General features: G+C 49.5%; 10 protein-coding genes, 17 tRNA genes and 3 rRNA genes. 1 reads left to right on the top strand and 29 read right to left on the bottom strand.

The window, feature by feature from the left end:
- Positions 1–30: 30 nt before the first annotated feature.
- The 4 genes from nusG to pbp2a all read right to left on the bottom strand — a co-directional run bounded on the left by nusG (position 31) and on the right by pbp2a (position 3,410).
- On the bottom strand, positions 31–570 hold the full coding sequence (gene nusG / locus AC3ARB_RS00245; RefSeq protein ID WP_488321509.1) for a transcription termination/antitermination protein NusG: 540 nt from the start codon (positions 568–570) through the stop codon (positions 31–33).
- Between the two features lie 127 nt (positions 571–697).
- Complete coding sequence (secE, locus tag AC3ARB_RS00240) at positions 698–862, bottom strand: preprotein translocase subunit SecE (protein WP_488320594.1); 165 nt, start codon at positions 860–862, stop codon at positions 698–700.
- A 9-nt stretch (positions 863–871) separates the two neighbouring features.
- The gene (gene rpmG / locus AC3ARB_RS00235; protein WP_488320593.1) at positions 872–1,024 is read right to left on the bottom strand and encodes a 50S ribosomal protein L33; all 153 of its coding nucleotides are present in this window, start codon (positions 1,022–1,024) and stop codon (positions 872–874) included.
- Positions 1,025–1,073: 49 nt separating this feature from the next.
- On the bottom strand, positions 1,074–3,410 hold the full coding sequence (gene pbp2a, locus AC3ARB_RS00230; RefSeq protein WP_488320592.1) for a penicillin-binding protein PBP2A: 2,337 nt from the start codon (positions 3,408–3,410) through the stop codon (positions 1,074–1,076).
- Positions 3,411–3,517: 107 nt separating this feature from the next.
- Here pbp2a and AC3ARB_RS00225 point away from each other — a divergent pair, with 107 nt between their 5' ends.
- Positions 3,518–4,378, top strand: coding sequence for an RluA family pseudouridine synthase (locus tag AC3ARB_RS00225; protein WP_488320591.1), 861 nt, complete (start codon positions 3,518–3,520; stop codon positions 4,376–4,378).
- A gap of 24 nt (positions 4,379–4,402) precedes the next feature.
- Here the strand turns inward: AC3ARB_RS00225 and AC3ARB_RS00220 are convergent, their stop codons facing one another.
- From AC3ARB_RS00220 to ftsH, 25 genes are all read right to left on the bottom strand, one after another.
- Positions 4,403–5,371 (bottom strand): ribose-phosphate diphosphokinase, encoded by a 969-nt coding sequence (locus tag AC3ARB_RS00220; protein WP_488320590.1) that lies wholly within the window; start codon positions 5,369–5,371, stop codon positions 4,403–4,405.
- A gap of 104 nt (positions 5,372–5,475) precedes the next feature.
- Positions 5,476–6,774, bottom strand: a complete 1,299-nt coding sequence (pcsB, locus tag AC3ARB_RS00215) for a peptidoglycan hydrolase PcsB (protein ID WP_488320589.1) — start codon at positions 6,772–6,774, stop codon at positions 5,476–5,478.
- Positions 6,775–6,952: 178 nt separating this feature from the next.
- Positions 6,953–7,040: transfer RNA gene (locus AC3ARB_RS00210), tRNA-Ser, on the bottom strand.
- Positions 7,041–7,051: 11 nt separating this feature from the next.
- Positions 7,052–7,125, bottom strand: a tRNA-Ile gene (locus AC3ARB_RS00205).
- Between the two features lie 41 nt (positions 7,126–7,166).
- A tRNA-Phe gene (locus tag AC3ARB_RS00200) sits at positions 7,167–7,239 on the bottom strand.
- Between the two features lie 5 nt (positions 7,240–7,244).
- Positions 7,245–7,318 (bottom strand) — tRNA-Met (locus tag AC3ARB_RS00195).
- Between the two features lie 36 nt (positions 7,319–7,354).
- A tRNA-Ser gene (locus AC3ARB_RS00190) sits at positions 7,355–7,444 on the bottom strand.
- A gap of 13 nt (positions 7,445–7,457) precedes the next feature.
- A tRNA-Ile gene (locus AC3ARB_RS00185) sits at positions 7,458–7,531 on the bottom strand.
- A 23-nt stretch (positions 7,532–7,554) separates the two neighbouring features.
- Positions 7,555–7,628, bottom strand: a tRNA-Met gene (locus AC3ARB_RS00180).
- A 5-nt stretch (positions 7,629–7,633) separates the two neighbouring features.
- Positions 7,634–7,707 (bottom strand) — tRNA-Pro (locus AC3ARB_RS00175).
- Between the two features lie 2 nt (positions 7,708–7,709).
- Positions 7,710–7,783 (bottom strand) — tRNA-Arg (locus tag AC3ARB_RS00170).
- Positions 7,784–7,798: 15 nt separating this feature from the next.
- Positions 7,799–7,882 (bottom strand) — tRNA-Leu (locus AC3ARB_RS00165).
- An 11-nt stretch (positions 7,883–7,893) separates the two neighbouring features.
- Positions 7,894–7,965: transfer RNA gene (locus AC3ARB_RS00160), tRNA-Gly, on the bottom strand.
- Between the two features lie 3 nt (positions 7,966–7,968).
- A tRNA-Thr gene (locus AC3ARB_RS00155) sits at positions 7,969–8,041 on the bottom strand.
- Positions 8,042–8,052: 11 nt separating this feature from the next.
- Positions 8,053–8,134: transfer RNA gene (locus AC3ARB_RS00150), tRNA-Leu, on the bottom strand.
- 3 nt (positions 8,135–8,137) lie between these two features.
- Positions 8,138–8,210 (bottom strand) — tRNA-Lys (locus AC3ARB_RS00145).
- 88 nt (positions 8,211–8,298) lie between these two features.
- A tRNA-Asp gene (locus AC3ARB_RS00140) sits at positions 8,299–8,371 on the bottom strand.
- A gap of 17 nt (positions 8,372–8,388) precedes the next feature.
- Positions 8,389–8,461: transfer RNA gene (locus tag AC3ARB_RS00135), tRNA-Val, on the bottom strand.
- A 127-nt stretch (positions 8,462–8,588) separates the two neighbouring features.
- Positions 8,589–8,704: ribosomal RNA gene (rrf, locus tag AC3ARB_RS00130) — 5S ribosomal RNA — on the bottom strand.
- Between the two features lie 100 nt (positions 8,705–8,804).
- A 23S ribosomal RNA gene (locus AC3ARB_RS00125) occupies positions 8,805–11,708 on the bottom strand.
- 279 nt (positions 11,709–11,987) lie between these two features.
- A tRNA-Ala gene (locus AC3ARB_RS00120) sits at positions 11,988–12,060 on the bottom strand.
- A gap of 220 nt (positions 12,061–12,280) precedes the next feature.
- Positions 12,281–13,825, bottom strand: a 16S ribosomal RNA gene (locus AC3ARB_RS00115).
- The 16S, 23S and 5S rRNA genes sit together here with 17 tRNA genes alongside, the layout of an rRNA operon.
- Positions 13,826–14,187: 362 nt before the next feature.
- Complete coding sequence (locus AC3ARB_RS00110; RefSeq protein ID WP_488320588.1) at positions 14,188–14,445, bottom strand: hypothetical protein; 258 nt, start codon at positions 14,443–14,445, stop codon at positions 14,188–14,190.
- A 231-nt stretch (positions 14,446–14,676) separates the two neighbouring features.
- The gene (locus AC3ARB_RS00105; protein ID WP_488320587.1) at positions 14,677–16,068 is read right to left on the bottom strand and encodes an amino acid permease; all 1,392 of its coding nucleotides are present in this window, start codon (positions 16,066–16,068) and stop codon (positions 14,677–14,679) included.
- A 128-nt stretch (positions 16,069–16,196) separates the two neighbouring features.
- Complete coding sequence (gene ftsH / locus AC3ARB_RS00100) at positions 16,197–18,161, bottom strand: ATP-dependent zinc metalloprotease FtsH (protein WP_488320586.1); 1,965 nt, start codon at positions 18,159–18,161, stop codon at positions 16,197–16,199.
- Positions 18,162–18,168 lie beyond the last annotated feature (7 nt).

Raw genomic sequence — 18,168 nt, 5'->3', positions numbered from 1 at the left:
TCTGAACAGACTATTTTAGTTAGTTTTCGATTATAATTCCGCTACTTGATACAAATCCAGTTCCGCAGCGGTTTCGGTGCCAAACATGTTGATCATGATTTTCACCTTGTTGTTTTCAATTTCGACCACACGACCTTCTTGGCCAATAAAGGCACCATCGATAATCTGCACCACATCGCCTTCTTTGATATTGGTGTCAATGACATCGACCGTTTGCCCCATAGACAAGAGGATAGCACGAATTTCTTCTTCCAAAAGTGGGGTCGGCTTAGAACGGTTACCGTGAGAGCCAACGAAACCTGTAACATTTGGCGTGTTACGCACCACAAACCAGGCTTCATCGGTCATGACCATCTCAACCAAAACATAGCCTGGGAAACGGTTTTCTTCAACCTCTTTAACCTGGCCGTTCTTTTCAACGTTAACGGTTTGAGTTGGAATTTCTACCCGCAGGATATTATCCAGCATGTTGTAGGTGTGAGCTCGTTGGAGCAGGTTTTCCTTTACTTTATTTTCATAACCAGAGTAGGTTTGCAAGACAAACCAACCCTTATCAAAACTATCTAAGATTGACATGTATTTTCCTTTCTGAGTTCAGCCCTAACGGCCTTATCACCTTATTCTACCACAAAACCAGCAAAAACGATAGTCATCATAGACAAGTTTTGCTGGTTTTCCTTGTATTTGTCACAGGGCCTTAGAAGCGTGTAATCAGCTCCAAAATCCCCAGCGACAAGGCCTTATCAAACAGATAGATGATAAGGGTAAAAAAGGCGGTGTATTGAAGAATTGAAATGTAATCCTTCCAAGCCTGTTTTGGGGTTGGCCAAGTCGTGTCTTTCAAGACCTTAAAAATGCCCATGATGCTCTCCTATCGTGTTTCTTTATGTAATGCGTATTGTTTGCAATGCTTGCAGAATTTTTTTACTTCTAGCCGTGTCGGTTTGGGGTTGCTACTGACGTTAATCGAGTAGTTTCTGCTCCCGCAATCCGCACAGGCTAGGCTTGCTTTTTTCTGTGCCATAGAGGCCTCCCTTCATTTCATTCTACCACATCTCAGGCGGTCTGGCAAGTTATCTGAAGTAGTTAACCACCTGTTCCCAAAGGTTTTGAGCCCGCTCAGCCAGACCTGACTCCTCAACCGCTTGATTGAGTTTATCTGCCGCCTCTTGGGCCGACTGCCGCAGGCTATCGATGATTTCCTGGGTTTTGGCCTGATCTTGATCATCGCCGTAAACTGGGGAAATCCCGTTGATCGCGTAGCTATTGTCCTCAGAAAAAGCTGTGCCCGCCGTGTAGGGCAGGATATAGCTGGCCTGGGCGCTAAAGAGCTGGGGTGCCATATAGGCGTTGGCGTCGCTCAGGTAGTGGTTCTCGTCGGTTTGGTCAAAGCCCAACCACTGGCTGATGACCACGTCTGGCGTGTAGCCAATGACCCATTGGTCACTAATCAGCTCAGGGTTAAAGGCCGCCTCATTAGTTCCGGTCTTACCCGCCAGGGTGTAGCCGTAAACATTGGCATTGACCCCTGTCCCGTTGGTGAAGGTCCCCAACATCATGCTGGTCATTTGGTGGGCAATAGCAGAGCTGATGACCCGCTCTTCCTTGGGTTTGTAGGTTTTCAGCACCCGACCATCAGCCGTCTCGATACGGGTAATCAGGTGGGCCTGGGGCATGACGCCCCCATTGGCAAAGGCTGCATAGGCTTGAGCCATCTGCAAGGGACTGACCGTCACGTTACCGCCCAGGGCCATCCCCAGTTCCTGCTGGGCTGAGTTGAGGTTGAGGCCAAATTTACTGCCCAAGGCCAAAGCCCTGTCCAAGCCAATCTGGTCCACCAGATAGACCGCTGGGATATTGTAAGACTGGGCCAAGGCCTCATACATCGGTACCTCCTCCGACTCGTAGCCACCAAAGTTATGGGGCATGTAGCCATTGAAGTCTAGACTGGCATTGGGCAAGAGGCTATCCGTTGACCAACCGCTGGCCAGGGCTGGGGCATAAACCAGCAAGGGCTTGATGCTGGAAGCTGGGCTCCGCTGGGCCTGGGTGGCATAGTTGAAACTCCGGAAGGTTGGCTGCTCGCTGCTGTTGACCCGACCAACCAAACCCCTCACCCCGCCCGTGGCAGGGTCCAGAGCCACACTGGCCGCCTGAGCCTGGGCACCATTGGCCTCAGAGACCGGAATCAAACTGTCATCGTCAAAGGTGGCCTGCATACCCCTCTGGTAGTTCTGGTCCAGCTCCGTAAAAATCCGATAACCATTGTTGACAATGTCCTTCTCCTTGAGACCATAGACCTCGATGGCTTCGTTAACCACCGCATCAAAATAAGACGGGTAGGCGTAGTTATCGACCTTGCCAGCGTAGGTATCATAAAGGCGACTGGCCATATCAACAGCCATGTGTTGGTCAGCCGTGGCCTGGTCCAGATAACCCGCAGCCACCATGCTCTCCAAAACCGTGTTGCGGCGGCTAGTCGCCGCCTCCAGAGACTGGTAGGGGTTATAGAGTTCAGGACCCTTGAGCATGCCAGCCAGAGTGGCTGCCTCGTCCAAGCTGAGTTCTGCTGCCGACACCCCAAAGTATTTCTGGCTGGCGTCCTCTACACCCCAAATACCGTTGCCAAAATAGGCATGGTTGAGGTACATGGTCAAAATCTCATCCTTGCTGTATTTCTTGGTCAATTCCAGGGCCAGGAAAAATTCCCGAGCCTTACGCTTGATGGTCTGGTCCTGGGTCAGGTAGGCATTCTTGGCCAGCTGCTGGGTGATGGTCGAGCCACCCCCAGATCGACCCAGGGTCAGGGCAGCCAGAGCCGTCCGTTGAAAGTTGATGCCACTATTCTCATAAAAAGTCCGATCCTCAGTCGCAATCACCGCCTGCTCCAGTTGGTCGCTAATGGCATCCAGCTCCACATAGGTCCCCTTTTGACCTGACAGGCTACCTGCTTCCTCACCATTGCGGTCATAGATGACCGTTGTGGCCTTGAGAGCCGTCTGAAGGTCAGACACCTTGGCCGTCTTGGCCAAGTAGAAGAAATAGGTCCCCACCACCAAGCCAGCCGTCAGAACTAGTAAAAGTAAGATTTTCCCCAGACGATACCGCCGCCAGTAACGGCGAATAGGGTGGCTGGTCGGCAGGGCAAAGCGACTCAGAAAACCTGATTTCTCCGATTCAAGTGTGCCAGACCGACGGCGGTGGGCTGATGTCTTGACCTGACGGTCCGACTGACCGTCAGCCAGCTGATCAACTACAGGCACTTCACCATCCTGGTCAGGCCTAAACACTCTGGTCTCAGCAAGATTTTCCTCACCCTCAGTCGGCTCCAGGTCCCCTAGCTCAGGCTCTTTTGCCTCCTGCCGCTTGTGCAACAAAAATTTTTTCTTCAATAATTCCAAAATTGTCATAGATTGATTATAAAAAAAAATCCCACAAATGTCTTGTTTCAACTGCCCCTGTCACCAAAAGCTCATCCCCTTGTCATCTGCCTGTCACCCATGTTATACTTAAAACCATGAAAACCTACACCATTACCAACCACCTGGCCACCACAACCGTCAAAGACCTGCTGGAAAACCACCTCCTGATTCCCCGCAAGATTCGGCATTTCTTGCGGACCAAAAAGCATCTTTTGGTCAATGGCAGAGCAGTCAACTGGCAAACCATCGTTGAACTTGGCGACGTCCTGGAACTGACCTTCGACCAGGAGGACTACCCAGAAAAAACCATTCCTATGGGGGACAAGACCTTGGTTGAGGTCCTCTACGAGGACGACCACCTGATCATCGTCAACAAACCAGAAGGCATGAAAACCCACGGCAACGCCCCCACCGAAATCGCCCTGCTCAATCATGTCTCAGCCCATGTTGGCCAGACCTGCCACGTTGTCCACCGCCTGGACATGGAAACCAGCGGAGCAGTCCTCTTTGCCAAGAACCCTTTTATTCTTCCTATCGTTAATCGGCTCCTAGAGGAGAAACTGATTAACCGTCGCTACCTGGCTCTGGTTGACAGACCTATAAACCAGTCCATGACCATCCGAGACAAGATTGGCCGCCACCGCCACGACCGCAGAAAGCGGGTCGTTGACCCTAAAAACGGCCAAACCGCCCTCACCAAGGTCACGCCCCAAGCCCAGTATGGCAAGCAAACCCTGGTCTCCTGCCAGCTGGAAACCGGCCGCACCCACCAAATCAGGGTTCACCTGGCCCATCAGGGTGCCCCGCTGATTGGCGATCCCCTCTATCACCCTAAACCCAAGGGCCGCCTCATGCTCCATGCCGAGCAGCTGGCTCTGACCCATCCCCTGACTGGGGAGACCATTACCGTCTCCTGCCAATCAGAGACCTTCAACCGCCAACTACCAAAAAACTAGCCCGTTTTCACGAGCTAGTTTTGCTTATTTAGGAGTTGAGAGGGCAAAGAGTGGTGACAATGGCCGTTTCTCATGGATACGGATGATGGCTTCCGCAATCAAATCCGCGATGGAAATCTGCTCAATCTTGTCAATCAAACGACCTTCTGGCAGGAAGATAGTGTCCAGAACCACCAGTTTTTCGATGGCCGACCGCTCAATGTTGTCCAGAGCTGGACCGGACAGAACAGGGTGGGTACAGCTGGCAAAGACAGAAACTGCACCAGCCTCTTTCAAAGCATCCGCTGCGTGGCAGATGGTTCCAGCCGTATCAATCATGTCATCAATCAAGATACAGGTCTTACCAGCTACATTACCAATGATATTCATGACCTCGCTGGTGTTCATCTTGTCAACACTACGGCGTTTGTCAATGATGGCCAGAGGCGTTTGCAAGAATTGAGCCAATTTACGGGCACGAGGCACACCACCGTGGTCAGGGCTTACCACCACATAATCATCTCCTGTCATGCCACGACGGATGAAGTGCTCCGCAATCAGCGGTGCTCCCATCAGGTGGTCAACAGGAATATCAAAGAACCCCTGAATCTGAGAAGCGTGCAAATCCACGGTTAAGATGCGGTCAACACCTGCAATCTCAAGCATGTTGGCCACCAATTTCGAAGTAATCGGCTCACGAGAACGAGCCTTGCGGTCCTGACGAGCGTAACCATAGTAAGGCATCACCACGTTCACCGTTTCTGCACTGGCACGTTTCAAAGCATCTACCATAATCAAGATTTCCATCAAATTATCATTGACTGGAGAGCTGGTCGATTGCAGGATAAAAACATGATGGCCCCGAATGGATTCTTCAACATTTACCTGAGTTTCACCGTCCGAAAACTTACGGACCGATGATTTCCCAAGAGGAATTCCGATAATATCAGCTACTTTTTCAGCCAACTCTTGATTAGACGACAAGGCAAAGAGCTTGAGATTTGAATACGACATAGACCCTCCAAAATTTTTCTTCTTTCCTATTGTAACCCTTTTTAGACTTTTTTTCAACCGCTAAGACAAAAACAGGCGAGCATAGCTCGCCTGTTCATTCATTATCATGGGTAGATATAAGACACGACACCTTCATTAGTCGTTGTTGGATTGAACCAACCACGGTGGTTATCGATGTAACGGCGGCCCATCACGTTTGATTCCATAACCTGGATACGAGTGTCACTTTCAACTGCTGTTACCAGGGCAACGTGACCGTAACCAAAGTAACCACCAGTCCAAACCGCTACCGCACCAACAACAGGAGTTGTTCCTGTACGGAAACCTGCTGCACGGGCACTAGCAGCCCAGTCACCGCCGTTCCCCCAGTAGTTACCGACCCACGGTGCCAATTGCTTAACACCCCAAGTACATTCACCAACTGGATAGGTGCTGTAATCATAAGAAACATTAGTTGTTGCAGCTGTTGTATAAGTCTGCGCAGGAGCTACTGCTGGAGCAGGTGCCGCAGGGGCAGGTATGGTAACAACTGGAGCTGCGGCAGGAGCAACCTCAGCAGGTGCTTCTACAGATGCTTCTGCAGGCGTTTCTGCTGGAGCAACAACTTCTTGAGCTGGGGCTGCTGCAACAGCTGCACGAGCAGCAACGATAGACGCCAACTGTGCTTCTGCTTGGGCACGAGCTTCTGCTTCAGCACGAGCTTGAGCTTCAGCAGCTGCACGAGCACGTTCCTCAGCTTCAGCTTTTGCCGTTAAGAGATTCGAACGCTCTTCCTCAGCAGTCGCCAAAGAAGCCGCCAAATTCAACTGAGCCACTTCCAACTCAGCTTTCTGAGTATTCAATACAAAGGCATTCTCAGCCAAAGTTTCACGGTTAGCTTCAACAGTATTAATCGCTTCCTGGTTAGCTTGTTGTTTAACTTCAATCGCTTCTTTATCAGATTTTTGCTGCTTCAACAGCTTCTCATTAGCAGAAACGACCTTACGGATGGCCATGATACGACTAACAGCTTCCGTCAAACTATCAGCTTCCAATACTGCATTGATATAAGTCGATGACTGTTGATTTTTCTGAGCACTACGTGCTTGTTTTTTCAATTGGTTACTACGAGCAACAATTTTTTGTGACAAGTTATCAATTTCAGCAATCAATTCTCTTGATTCAGCCTGTAAAGCATCATTTGTCTTAGACAAATCAGCTTGTTCACTTTCAAGAGCTGCAACACGATCAACTAAACTAGTAACTTGAGCTTGAGCTTGAGCTTGCTCATTAGACAGATTCGCAATTGTCGCATTTGCCTGTTCAATTTTCGTATCGAAATCATCTGCATTAGCAACTACTGGGGCAATATTATTCAAGACAAGACCACTAAGTAGGGCAACTGAGATAATTTTATTTTTCATAGAATGATACACTCCTTCTAGATTAGACAACTAACATTTTATCAAAAAAAAAGCGATAATATGTTACACCAATGTTACAGTTCCGTTGATATTTGACGAACTGCCAAAAGGATAATTGGTCAACCCACTACAGTTGACAAAGAAAAAACAAGATACAAAACGTATCTTGTCACACTCACGGAGAATAAGGGATTCGAACCCTTGCGCCAGTTACCCGACCTAACGATTTAGCAAACCGTCCTCTTCAGCCTCTTGAGTAATTCTCCACTATTTTAGATGGGCACGAGTGGACTCGAACCACCGACCTCACGCTTATCAGGCGTGCGCTCTAACCACCTGAGCTACGCGCCCAAGTTGCCTTGGGAAACTTAAACTATCACTAATCTAAGCGATGGCGCGAGACGGAATCGAACCGCCGACACATGGAGCTTCAATCCATTGCTCTACCAACTGAGCTACCGAGCCGTATATTGCGGGAGCAGGATTTGAACCTACGACCTTCGGGTTATGAGCCCGACGAGCTACCGAGCTGCTCCATCCCGCGTTAGTATGATTTGGTAAATAGCAGAGCTATCACCTAAGGAGGATGTGGGATTCGAACCCACGCACGCTTTTACACGCCTGACGGTTTTCAAGACCGTTCCCTTCAGCCGGACTTGGGTAATCCTCCAAAGTCAATCTTATGGACCTTGTAGGACTCGAACCTACGACCGCTCGGTTATGAGCCGAGAGCTCTAACCAGTTGAGCTAAAGGTCCCAAGTCATCCATAATAATAAAAATAGCGGCGAAGGGGATCGAACCCCCGACCTTTCGGGTATGAACCGAACGCTCTAGCCAGCTGAGCTACACCGCCACATATCGGGAAGACAGGATTCGAACCTGCGACACCTTGGTCCCAAACCAAGTACTCTACCAAGCTGAGCTACTTCCCGTATGCACCCTAGAGGAGTCGAACCTCTAACCGCCTGATTCGTAGTCAGGTACTCTATCCAATTGAGCTAAGGGTGCTCTATTTAATTTTTATGCTGAGGACCGGAATCGAACCGGTACGAGGTTACCCTCGCAGGATTTTAAGTCCTGTGCGTCTGCCAGTTCCGCCACCCCAGCTCCTCATCAAAAGCGAACGACGGGATTCGAACCCGCGACCCCCACCTTGGCAAGGTGGTGTTCTACCACTGAACTACGTTCGCATATGCCGGCTACATGACTTGAACACGCGACCCTCTGATTACAAATCAGATGCTCTACCAACTGAGCTAAGCCGGCCTATCTCTTCATGCGGGTTAAGGGACTTGAACCCCCACGCCCGAAAGCGCCAGATCCTAAATCTGGTGCGTCTGCCAATTCCGCCAAACCCGCATATGACTCGTGCTGGGCTCGAACCAGCGACCCATTGATTAAAAGTCAATTGCTCTACCAACTGAGCTAACGAGTCTTCTATTCAATTAACACTTAACCATTTGTGGAAAGACTTCCGTCTTTCTTTATCTGGTCACTTGAAACATCACATTGTGATGTTTCAACGGTCCCGACGGGAATCGAACCCGCGATCTTCGCCGTGACAGGGCGACGTGATAACCGCTACACTACGGGACCTATACTATTTCTAGTAATGGGAGTTAACGGGATCGAACCGCTGACCCTCTGCTTGTAAGGCAGATGCTCTCCCAGCTGAGCTAAACTCCCTAATCGGTCGTTCAACTCAGCGGTCAAGCATCTGTAGTGAGGAAAGCTACGCTTTCTTCATCCACAACCTGAAACAGTCTACTAGACTGTTTCAGCTCTCCCAGTGAGCTAAACTCCCTATATATTAGCTAAGCAACTCCCTTATCTCACAGGGGGCAAGCCCCAACTACTTCAGGCGTGCTAGGGCTTAACTGCTGTGTTCGGCATGGGAACAGGTGTATCTCCTAGGCTATCATCACTTAACTAATGGCTGATTGGTCTCTTGTCCAATCACAATTGAATACCTATATTGTAACTCAAAACCGTTACGCTTGTCAATACTTCTACTGACTTAATTTTGACTTCGGATAAGTCCTCGGACGATTAGTATTGGTCCGCTCCATGTCTCGCAACACTTCCACTCCCAACCTATCAACCTCATCTTCTCTAAGGGTCCTTACTGATATAAAATCATGGGAAATCTCATCTTGAGGTGGGTTTCACACTTAGATGCTTTCAGCGTTTATCCCGTCCCTACATAGCTACCCAGCGATGCCTTTGGCAAGACAACTGGTACACCAGCGGTAAGTCCACTCTGGTCCTCTCGTACTAGGAGCAGATCCTCTCAAATTTCCTACGCCCGCGACGGATAGGGACCGAACTGTCTCACGACGTTCTGAACCCAGCTCGCGTGCCGCTTTAATGGGCGAACAGCCCAACCCTTGGGACCGACTACAGCCCCAGGATGCGACGAGCCGACATCGAGGTGCCAAACCTCCCCGTCGATGTGAACTCTTGGGGGAGATAAGCCTGTTATCCCCAGGGTAGCTTTTATCCGTTGAGCGATGGCCCTTCCATGCGGAACCACCGGATCACTAAGCCCGACTTTCGTCCCTGCTCGAGTTGTAGCTCTCGCAGTCAAGCTCCCTTATACCTTTACACTCTACGATTGATTTCCAACCAATCTGAGGGAACCTTTGGGCGCCTCCGTTACCTTTTAGGAGGCGACCGCCCCAGTCAAACTGCCCGTCAGACACTGTCTCCGATAGGGATAACCTATCTGGGTTAGAGTAGCCATAACACAAGGGTAGTATCCCAACATCGCCTCCATCGAAACTGGCGTCCCGATCTCATAGGCTCCTACCTATCCTGTACATGTGGTACAGATACTCAATATCAAACTGCAGTAAAGCTCCATGGGGTCTTTCCGTCCTGTCGCGGGTAACCTGCATCTTCACAGGTACTAAAATTTCACCGAGTCTCTCGTTGAGACAGTGCCCAAATCATTACGCCTTTCGTGCGGGTCGGAACTTACCCGACAAGGAATTTCGCTACCTTAGGACCGTTATAGTTACGGCCGCCGTTTACTGGGGCTTCAATTCAGATCTTCGCTTGCGCTAAACCCTCCTCTTAACCTTCCAGCACCGGGCAGGCGTCACCCCCTATACATCATCTTACGATTTAGCAGAGAGCTGTGTTTTTGATAAACAGTTGCTTGGGCCTATTCACTGCGGCTGACTTAAAGCCAGCACCCCTTCTCCCGAAGTTACGGGGTCATTTTGCCGAGTTCCTTAACGAGAGTTCTCTCGCTCACCTGAGGCTACTCGCCTCGACTACCTGTGTCGGTTTGCGGTACGGGTAGAGTATAATACAACGCTAGAAGCTTTTCTTGGCAGTGTGACGTCACTAGCTTCGCTACTAAACTTCGCTCCCCATCACAGCTCAACCTTATAGGTACAAGCATTTAACTCATACCAAGCCTCACTGCTTAGACCGGCACTTCCAATCGCCGGCTCTAGTTAGCCTACTGCGTCCCTCCATCACTTCATACTCTAGTACAGGAATATCAACCTGTTGGCCATCGGATACACCGTTCGGTCTCTCCTTAGGTCCCGACTAACCCAGGGCGGACGAGCCTTCCCCTGGAAACCTTAGTCTTACGGTGGATGGGATTCTCACCCATCTTTCGCTACTCATACCGGCATTCTCACTTCTATACGCTCCAGCACTCCTCACGGTATGCCTTCGCCGCATATAGAACGCTCTCCTACCATGACACATAAGTGTCATCCACAGCTTCGGTAATATGTTTTAGCCCCGGTACATTTTCGGCGCAGGGTCACTCGACTAGTGAGCTATTACGCACTCTTTGAATGAATAGCTGCTTCTAAGCTAACATCCTAGTTGTCTGTGCAACCCCACATCCTTTTCCACTTAACATATATTTTGGGACCTTAGCTGGTGGTCTGGGCTGTTTCCCTTTCGACTACGGATCTTAGCACTCGCAGTCTGACTGCCGACCATAATTCTTTGGCATTCGGAGTTTATCTGAAATCAGTAAACCGAGATGGCCCCCTCATCCAAACAGTGCTCTACCTCCAAGAATCTCAATGTCGACGCTAGCCCTAAAGCTATTTCGGAGAGAACCAGCTATCTCCAAGTTCGTTTGGAATTTCTCCGCTACCCACAAGTCATCCAAGCACTTTTCAACGTGCCCTGGTTCGGTCCTCCAGTGCGTTTTACCGCACCTTCAACCTGCTCATGGGTAGGTCACATGGTTTCGGGTCTACGACATGTTACTATGACGCCCTATTAAGACTCGGTTTCCCTACGGCTCCGTCTCTTCAACTTAACCTCGCAACATATCGTAACTCGCCGGTTCATTCTACAAAAGGCACGCTCTCACCCATTAACGGGCTCGAACTTGTTGTAGGCACACGGTTTCAGGTTCTATTTCACTCCCCTCCCGGGGTGCTTTTCACCTTTCCCTCACGGTACTGGTTCACTATCGGTCACTAGGGAGTATTTAGGGTTGGGAGATGGTCCTCCCGGATTCCGACGAGATTTCGCGTGTCTCGCCGTACTCAGGATACTGCTAGGTATAACTTCGATTTCGACTACGAGGCTCTCACTCTCTCTGGCTGACCTTCCCATGTCATTCGTCTATCAAAATTAAGTCCACGTTGCAGTCCTACAACCCCGAAGAGTAAACTCTTCGGTTTGCCCTTCTGCCGTTTCGCTCGCCGCTACTAAGGCAATCGCTTTTGCTTTCTCTTCCTGCAGCTACTTAGATGTTTCAGTTCACTGCGTCTTCCCTCCGACATCCTTAACAGATGCGGATGACAGGCATCAACCTGCCGGGTTCCCCCATTCGGACATCTCTGGATCAATGCTTACTTACAGCTCCCCAAAGCATTTCGTTGTTCGTCACGTCCTTCATCGGCTCCTAGTGCCAAGGCATCCACCGTGCGCCCTTATTAACTTAACCTTTAAATTAATCATTTTATCGCATGTTCATGCGCAGCGTTTCGGTTTATTTTCTTGTTACTATTTCATTTATCTTAAATAAATGGAATTTGATATAGATATTCAATTGTCAATGGACAAAGTTAGGATACAAAGTGACGGTCCGCTTGCGGAAATTTCTGTATAAATTTCGAAACCTGACGACGACTGCTCGCAGTCTAGGGAAGGTCGAGAAATTTACTAAGAAATTAGTCACGTGTTCAACTTCACTTTATTCAGTTTAGTAGGAACTTATATCCTATGGAGCCTAGCGGGATCGAACCGCTGACCTCCTGCGTGCAAAGCAGGCGCTCTCCCAGCTGAGCTAAGGCCCCGTACAGTAGCTTTGAGGTACTGTCGTGTTTAAGTCTGAGTTATAAAATTGTACTCGAGCTAAAATCCTAGTGAAAATGATAAACTTCCTTGTGTGCAAGCACACAGCGTCAGTTTCCTATTTTTATACGGATTTCTTAACGCTCTCCGTTACTTAATCTGACCCCTCAGAACTAAACAAGACAAACTCAAGTATCCGTTTCCCCATAAGGGGTTCCTTAGAAAGGAGGTGATCCAGCCGCACCTTCCGATACGGCTACCTTGTTACGACTTCACCCCAATCATCTATCCCACCTTAGGCGGCTGGCTCCATAAAGGTTACCTCACCGACTTCGGGTGTTACAAACTCTCGTGGTGTGACGGGCGGTGTGTACAAGGCCCGGGAACGTATTCACCGCGGCGTGCTGATCCGCGATTACTAGCGATTCCGACTTCATGTAGGCGAGTTGCAGCCTACAATCCGAACTGAGACTGGCTTTAAGAGATTAGCTTGCCGTCACCGACTTGCGACTCGTTGTACCAGCCATTGTAGCACGTGTGTAGCCCAGGTCATAAGGGGCATGATGATTTGACGTCATCCCCACCTTCCTCCGGTTTATTACCGGCAGTCTCGCTAGAGTGCCCAACTAAATGATGGCAACTAACAATAGGGGTTGCGCTCGTTGCGGGACTTAACCCAACATCTCACGACACGAGCTGACGACAACCATGCACCACCTGTCACCGGTGTGCCGAAGCAAAACCCTATCTCTAGGGCGGGCACCGGGATGTCAAGACCTGGTAAGGTTCTTCGCGTTGCTTCGAATTAAACCACATGCTCCACCGCTTGTGCGGGCCCCCGTCAATTCCTTTGAGTTTCAGCCTTGCGGCCGTACTCCCCAGGCGGAGTGCTTAATGCGTTAGCTCCGGCACTAAGCCCCGGATAGGGCCTAACACCTAGCACTCATCGTTTACGGCGTGGACTACCAGGGTATCTAATCCTGTTCGCTACCCACGCTTTCGAGCCTCAGCGTCAGTTACAGACCAGAGAGCCGCTTTCGCCACCGGTGTTCCTCCATATATCTACGCATTTCACCGCTACACATGGAATTCCACTCTCCCCTTCTGCACTCAAGTTCAACAGTTTCCAAAGCATACAATGGTTGAGCCACTGCCTTTTACTTCAGACTTATTAAACCGCCTGCGCTCGCTTTACGCCCAATAAATCCGGACAACGCTCGGGACCTACGTATTACCGCGGCTGCTGGCACGTAGTTAGCCGTCCCTTTCTGGTAAGATACCGTCACTTGAGTAACTTTCCACTCTACTCAACGTTCTTCTCTTACAACAGAGCTTTACGATCCGAAAACCTTCTTCACTCACGCGGCGTTGCTCGGTCAGACTTTCGTCCATTGCCGAAGATTCCCTACTGCTGCCTCCCGTAGGAGTCTGGGCCGTGTCTCAGTCCCAGTGTGGCCGATCACCCTCTCAGGTCGGCTATGTATCGAAGCCTTGGTGAGCCGTTACCTCACCAACTAGCTAATACAACGCAGGTCCATCTAATAGTGAAACAATTGTTCCTTTCAAGTTTCAGTCATGCGACCAAAACTATTATGCGGTATTAGCTATCGTTTCCAATAGTTATCCCCCGCTATCAGGTAGGTTACCTACGCGTTACTCACCCGTTCGCAACTCATCCAAGGAGCAAGCTCCTCTTCAGCGTTCTACTTGCATGTATTAGGCACGCCGCCAGCGTTCGTCCTGAGCCAGGATCAAACTCTCATATAAATATAATTGTTTGTCCGGCTAAGCCGACTGGCTTATCCGTTTATTGTTTTTATTGACGGGATTAAACATCAAATTCAATCCCAACTTGGTTCGTCTTGTTCAGTTCTCAAGGGTCATCAGTCTCTTGCGAGACAACTATCTTATTCTAGCACAAGCAGATTTCTTTGTCAACAACTTTTTTAGTTTTTTTTGAAATCTTTTTTTGCACTAGACGTCTCTTGCGAGACAACTGTTATATCTTAACACATCTGAGTGTGCTTGGCAAGGGGGAAGTTTTATTTTTTTTATCATTACTGAGAAAGGAACGACGTTTTCGATAGAGCTAGCAAGGCCCCTGGAAACTCCGACCTGTCATGAGCTGGTCAAATCGGGCCTGTTCTTGAGGGCTGAGCTGGATTTAGCTTGGCCAGGTAGTCATCTAGGAGCAGGCCTCGGGCAGGTATCTGGTGAGCCAGCTCACTGATGTCAACCTTGCAAGGTTTGTTAAAGCGGCGTTTTTGGCTCTCTTGTTTTCTCAGGGCATCTTTGACGTGATTGGTGAACTTGGTTTTGAAGTAGACACCTAGGCGGGGAATCTGGTAGCGAAGGCTTGGGTCTTCCACTAATAATTGATAGAGCACCAACATACCTTCTTGGTCCCAGTCGGATTTGTCCCATAGCTGGATAGGGTAGAGGGGCCTGAGGAGCGGACAGTCGGGCGAACGTGTGTATAAGTGGTTTCAAAATCAATCACGAGGGGTCTCCTAGGTGTTTTGATACCTTTACTATACAATGATGTTACTTATTGGAACAGGACGTTTTTGTCCTAAACTCAAAAAAAAGCCAGGAATTATTCCTAGCTGTTCTGAATATTACTTGTTCAAGTTGGAATGGTTTTTACCATAAGCAAAGTAAATGGCTACCCCAATCAGGCTTGAGATGGCAAAGGCAATCCAAGTAATCTGCTGGTACTGGCTGACAAAGGAAATGCAGATGACAATCGACAGGAGGGGCAAGAAAGGCACCAAAGGGGTTTTGAATTGACCTGGTTTTGGTTGACCGTGGTCCATTCTCAATTTAATCAAGCCGATTGGCAGGAGCATAAGGTAGGCTAGGGTCGAAATGTTAACAAACTCAGCCAAACTAGCCAGAGGGAAGACACCCGCACAAATCATAGAGGCCAGCCCCACCAATACGGTGGCATTTTTTGGTACCTTGCTAGTAGCTGTTAGGCTGCTCAGCGATTGCGGCAGCAAGCCATCACGGCTAATGCTATAAATGGTGCGAGCCAGGGCGTAAGTCATGGAAATGCAGACTGTAATCAGGGTCGTGATAGCAACCACCGACACATAGTTAGCGGCCCAACTTAGGCCAACACTACGAAGGGCGAAAGCCACAGCATCGGAAACATCCAGCTTAGTGTAGTGCACCAGCCCCGTCAAAACCAGGGTCACCAAAACATAAAGGATGGTCACAATGGTCAGCGAAAGGACAATCCCACGAGGGACGTTCTTCTGGGGCTCTTTGACCTCATCAACCGCCATGGAGATGGACTCAAAGCCAAGGAAGGCAAAGAACATAAGGGAGGCACCTGCCATAATCCCGCTCTGACCACCGTAGAGTTGGCCGAAACCAAAGGGAGCAAAATCCGCCCAGTTGCTAGGATTTAGGTGAAATAGGCCAAGGCCGATAAAAAGGGCTAGGGCTGAAAACTTGAGAAGAACCAAAACACCATTAAAACGGAGAGCCAGCTTCGAATTAAGCAGGACCAGGCCAGTCACGGCCAGCAAGACCAAAACAGGCATGAGGTCAATGTAACTGCCCTTGCTAGGATCAAAGGTTCCGTTAAGAGCAGTTGGCAAGACAATACCATAATTGGCCAAGAGACCCTTGAGGTAACTGCCCCAACCGCTGGCAACACCTGAAACGGCTGTTAAAAATTCCATGATGATGTACCAACCGGCCATCCAAGCAGGAAATTCTCCCAGGGTGGCGTAGAGGTAACTGTAAACACCACCGTTGGCTGGAATACGAGAAGCAAATTCAGCAAAGAAAAGGGCTGAAATCCCAACAGTAATGGCTGCAAGAACAATCGAAATGACCAATGATGGCCCTGCAAATTTGGCTGCTCCGATACCGGTAACGGTGAAAATGCCCGTTCCCACCATGGATCCCAGCCCCAAAAGAACCAAATCCGTTGTGGTCAGGTGTCTGGCCATCTCTGTCTTGTTGGTTTCAGGTTGTAGTTTTCTGAAAATAGACATGAAAAACTCCTTAATATAAAATAACGCAAGACAGTATTGTAGCATAGCTCATTTGATTTGTAAAGTCATTTTCAAAGACCTAAGCTAGACTAGCAAAAACCACAGCCCATTGGGCTGTGGTTACTAGCTTATTGTTCAGCCATTTTTTCCTTGATTTCCTCGTAGGAGAGGGCATGAACTTCCTCATCGGTCTCACTACCTTCTGGCAGTTGACCAGTGGTGTAGAGAGACTTGATTTGAGCTGCATCAAGGGTTTCATGTTTGAGCAAGGCTTGGGCGATGACATCCAGTTTATCCTTGTGTTCAGTGATGACAGCTGTTGCCTGGTCTTGAGCCTCGGTCAGGAGTTGACGGATTTCGGCATCAATCAGGAGGGCTGTTTCTTCTGAGTAAGACTTGTCTGGAATGCCTTGGCCTGGCATGATGGCATGACTGCCTTCATACTGAACTGGGCCAAGTTTGTCGCTCATGCCGTATTCAGTCACCATGGCACGGGCCAAACCAGTTGCCTGCTCCAGGTCATTGGAAGCACCTGCGGTTTGGATGTTGAACATAAGTTGTTCTGCCACACGGCCACCCATAAGACCTGCCAACTGCTCCTTCATTTCATCCTTAGAATGGAGCATTTCATCTTCCTTAGGCAGGGCCAACATGTAGCCACCGGCGCGGCCACGAGGAACAATGGTCACCTTATGAACATCGCGGGCGTTGGACAAGGCCATGCCAACCACAGCGTGACCAGCTTCGTGGTAGGCCACCACTTCGTTCTGGCGTTTAGAACGTTGCTTGTCTTTCTTAGATGGGCCTGCAATGACACGGTCTTCGGCTTCATCGATGTCACTGGCATCAATCTTGGTCTTGTTGCGACGGGCAGCCACCAGGGCAGCTTCGTTGAGGACATTTTCAAGATCCGCACCCACAAAACCTGGGGTCTGTTGGGCAACAACTTTGAGGTCCACATCGTCTGCCAGAGGTTTATTTTTAGCGTGAACACGCAGGATAGCCTCACGGCCCTTGACGTCTGGACGGCCAACCAAGACCTTACGGTCAAAACGACCTGGACGAAGCAGGGCTGGGTCAAGGACATCTGAACGGTTAGTGGCTGCGATGACAATGATGCTTTCATTGCCCTCGAAACCATCCATCTCAATCAGGAGCTGGTTAAGGGTTTGTTCCCGCTCATCGTTACCACCGCCCATACCGGCACCCCGTCTGCGACCGACAGCATCGATCTCATCAATGAAAATGATGGCCCGCTCAGCTTTTTTAGCATCCTCAAAAAGAGAACGCACACGACTAGCACCGACACCGACAAACATCTCCACAAAATCAGAACCTGAGATGGAGAAGAAAGGCACACCAGCCTCACCAGCAACGGCCTTGGCCAGGAGGGTTTTACCTGTTCCTGGAGGGCCCTCAAGGAGGACACCAGCTGGAATGCGAGCACCCAGAGCCTTGTATTTCTTAGGATTTTTAAGGAAGTCAACGACTTCAACCAGTTCTTGTTTCTCTTCCTCGGCACCAGCTACATCAGAGAAGCGAACCTTGACATCTTCCTTGTTGGTAGCCTTGGCCTTGTTGCGGCCAAAGCTCATCGGGTTGCGACCACCGCTACCCGGACCACCGCCCATCATTGAGGTCAAGAAGAACATCATGATGACCAGGGGCAGAAAACTCATCAAGACTGAAATCCAAGTCCCTGTTGAGCTCTCTGGAATGACTTTGAGAGTCAAGTCTTTTTCGGCCGCAGCAGCTTCCAAGGTTTGCAGGGAAGTTTCACTGGTCAACAGATTGGCTGAAAACTTGTTAACCGTTGTGGACGAGCCACCGAAGAAAGCCAGTTCCTGGTCAATCTCAACCGTCTTAGGCTCCTTGTAGCTACCAGTCACTCGGATAACACTGCCATCAGGCTGATAGGTCAAAGAGGCAATCTTATCCTCTTTCAACTCCTTGACCAGGGTGGAATAATCAATTTTTTGGCTCTGGCTACTGCTACCAGCAAACAAGTACTGGAGGCCAAAAATCACCGTCACAATAATCAGAATGTATAGGAAGGGATTTTTCACAAAGCCGTTAGGTTTGTTAGGTTTCATTAAACGT

The organism is Streptococcus sp. ZY171113 (genome assembly GCF_057748235.1).
This window is presented reverse-complemented; position numbering and strand designations above follow the sequence as displayed.

What these genes read in the sequence shown, in the direction of transcription:
- secE (WP_488320594.1), bottom strand. Translation starts at nt 862, where the DNA reads ATGGGCATTTTTAAGGTCTTGAAAGACACGACTTGGCCAACCCCAAAA.
- rpmG (WP_488320593.1), bottom strand. Translation starts at nt 1,024, where the DNA reads ATGGCACAGAAAAAAGCAAGCCTAGCCTGTGCGGATTGCGGGAGCAGA.
- pbp2a (WP_488320592.1), bottom strand. Translation starts at nt 3,410, where the DNA reads ATGACAATTTTGGAATTATTGAAGAAAAAATTTTTGTTGCACAAGCGG.
- AC3ARB_RS00225 (WP_488320591.1), top strand. Translation starts at nt 3,518, where the DNA reads ATGAAAACCTACACCATTACCAACCACCTGGCCACCACAACCGTCAAA.
- AC3ARB_RS00220 (WP_488320590.1), bottom strand. Translation starts at nt 5,371, where the DNA reads ATGTCGTATTCAAATCTCAAGCTCTTTGCCTTGTCGTCTAATCAAGAG.
- pcsB (WP_488320589.1), bottom strand. Translation starts at nt 6,774, where the DNA reads ATGAAAAATAAAATTATCTCAGTTGCCCTACTTAGTGGTCTTGTCTTG.
- AC3ARB_RS00105 (WP_488320587.1), bottom strand. Translation starts at nt 16,068, where the DNA reads ATGTCTATTTTCAGAAAACTACAACCTGAAACCAACAAGACAGAGATG.
- ftsH (WP_488320586.1), bottom strand. Translation starts at nt 18,161, where the DNA reads ATGAAACCTAACAAACCTAACGGCTTTGTGAAAAATCCCTTCCTATAC.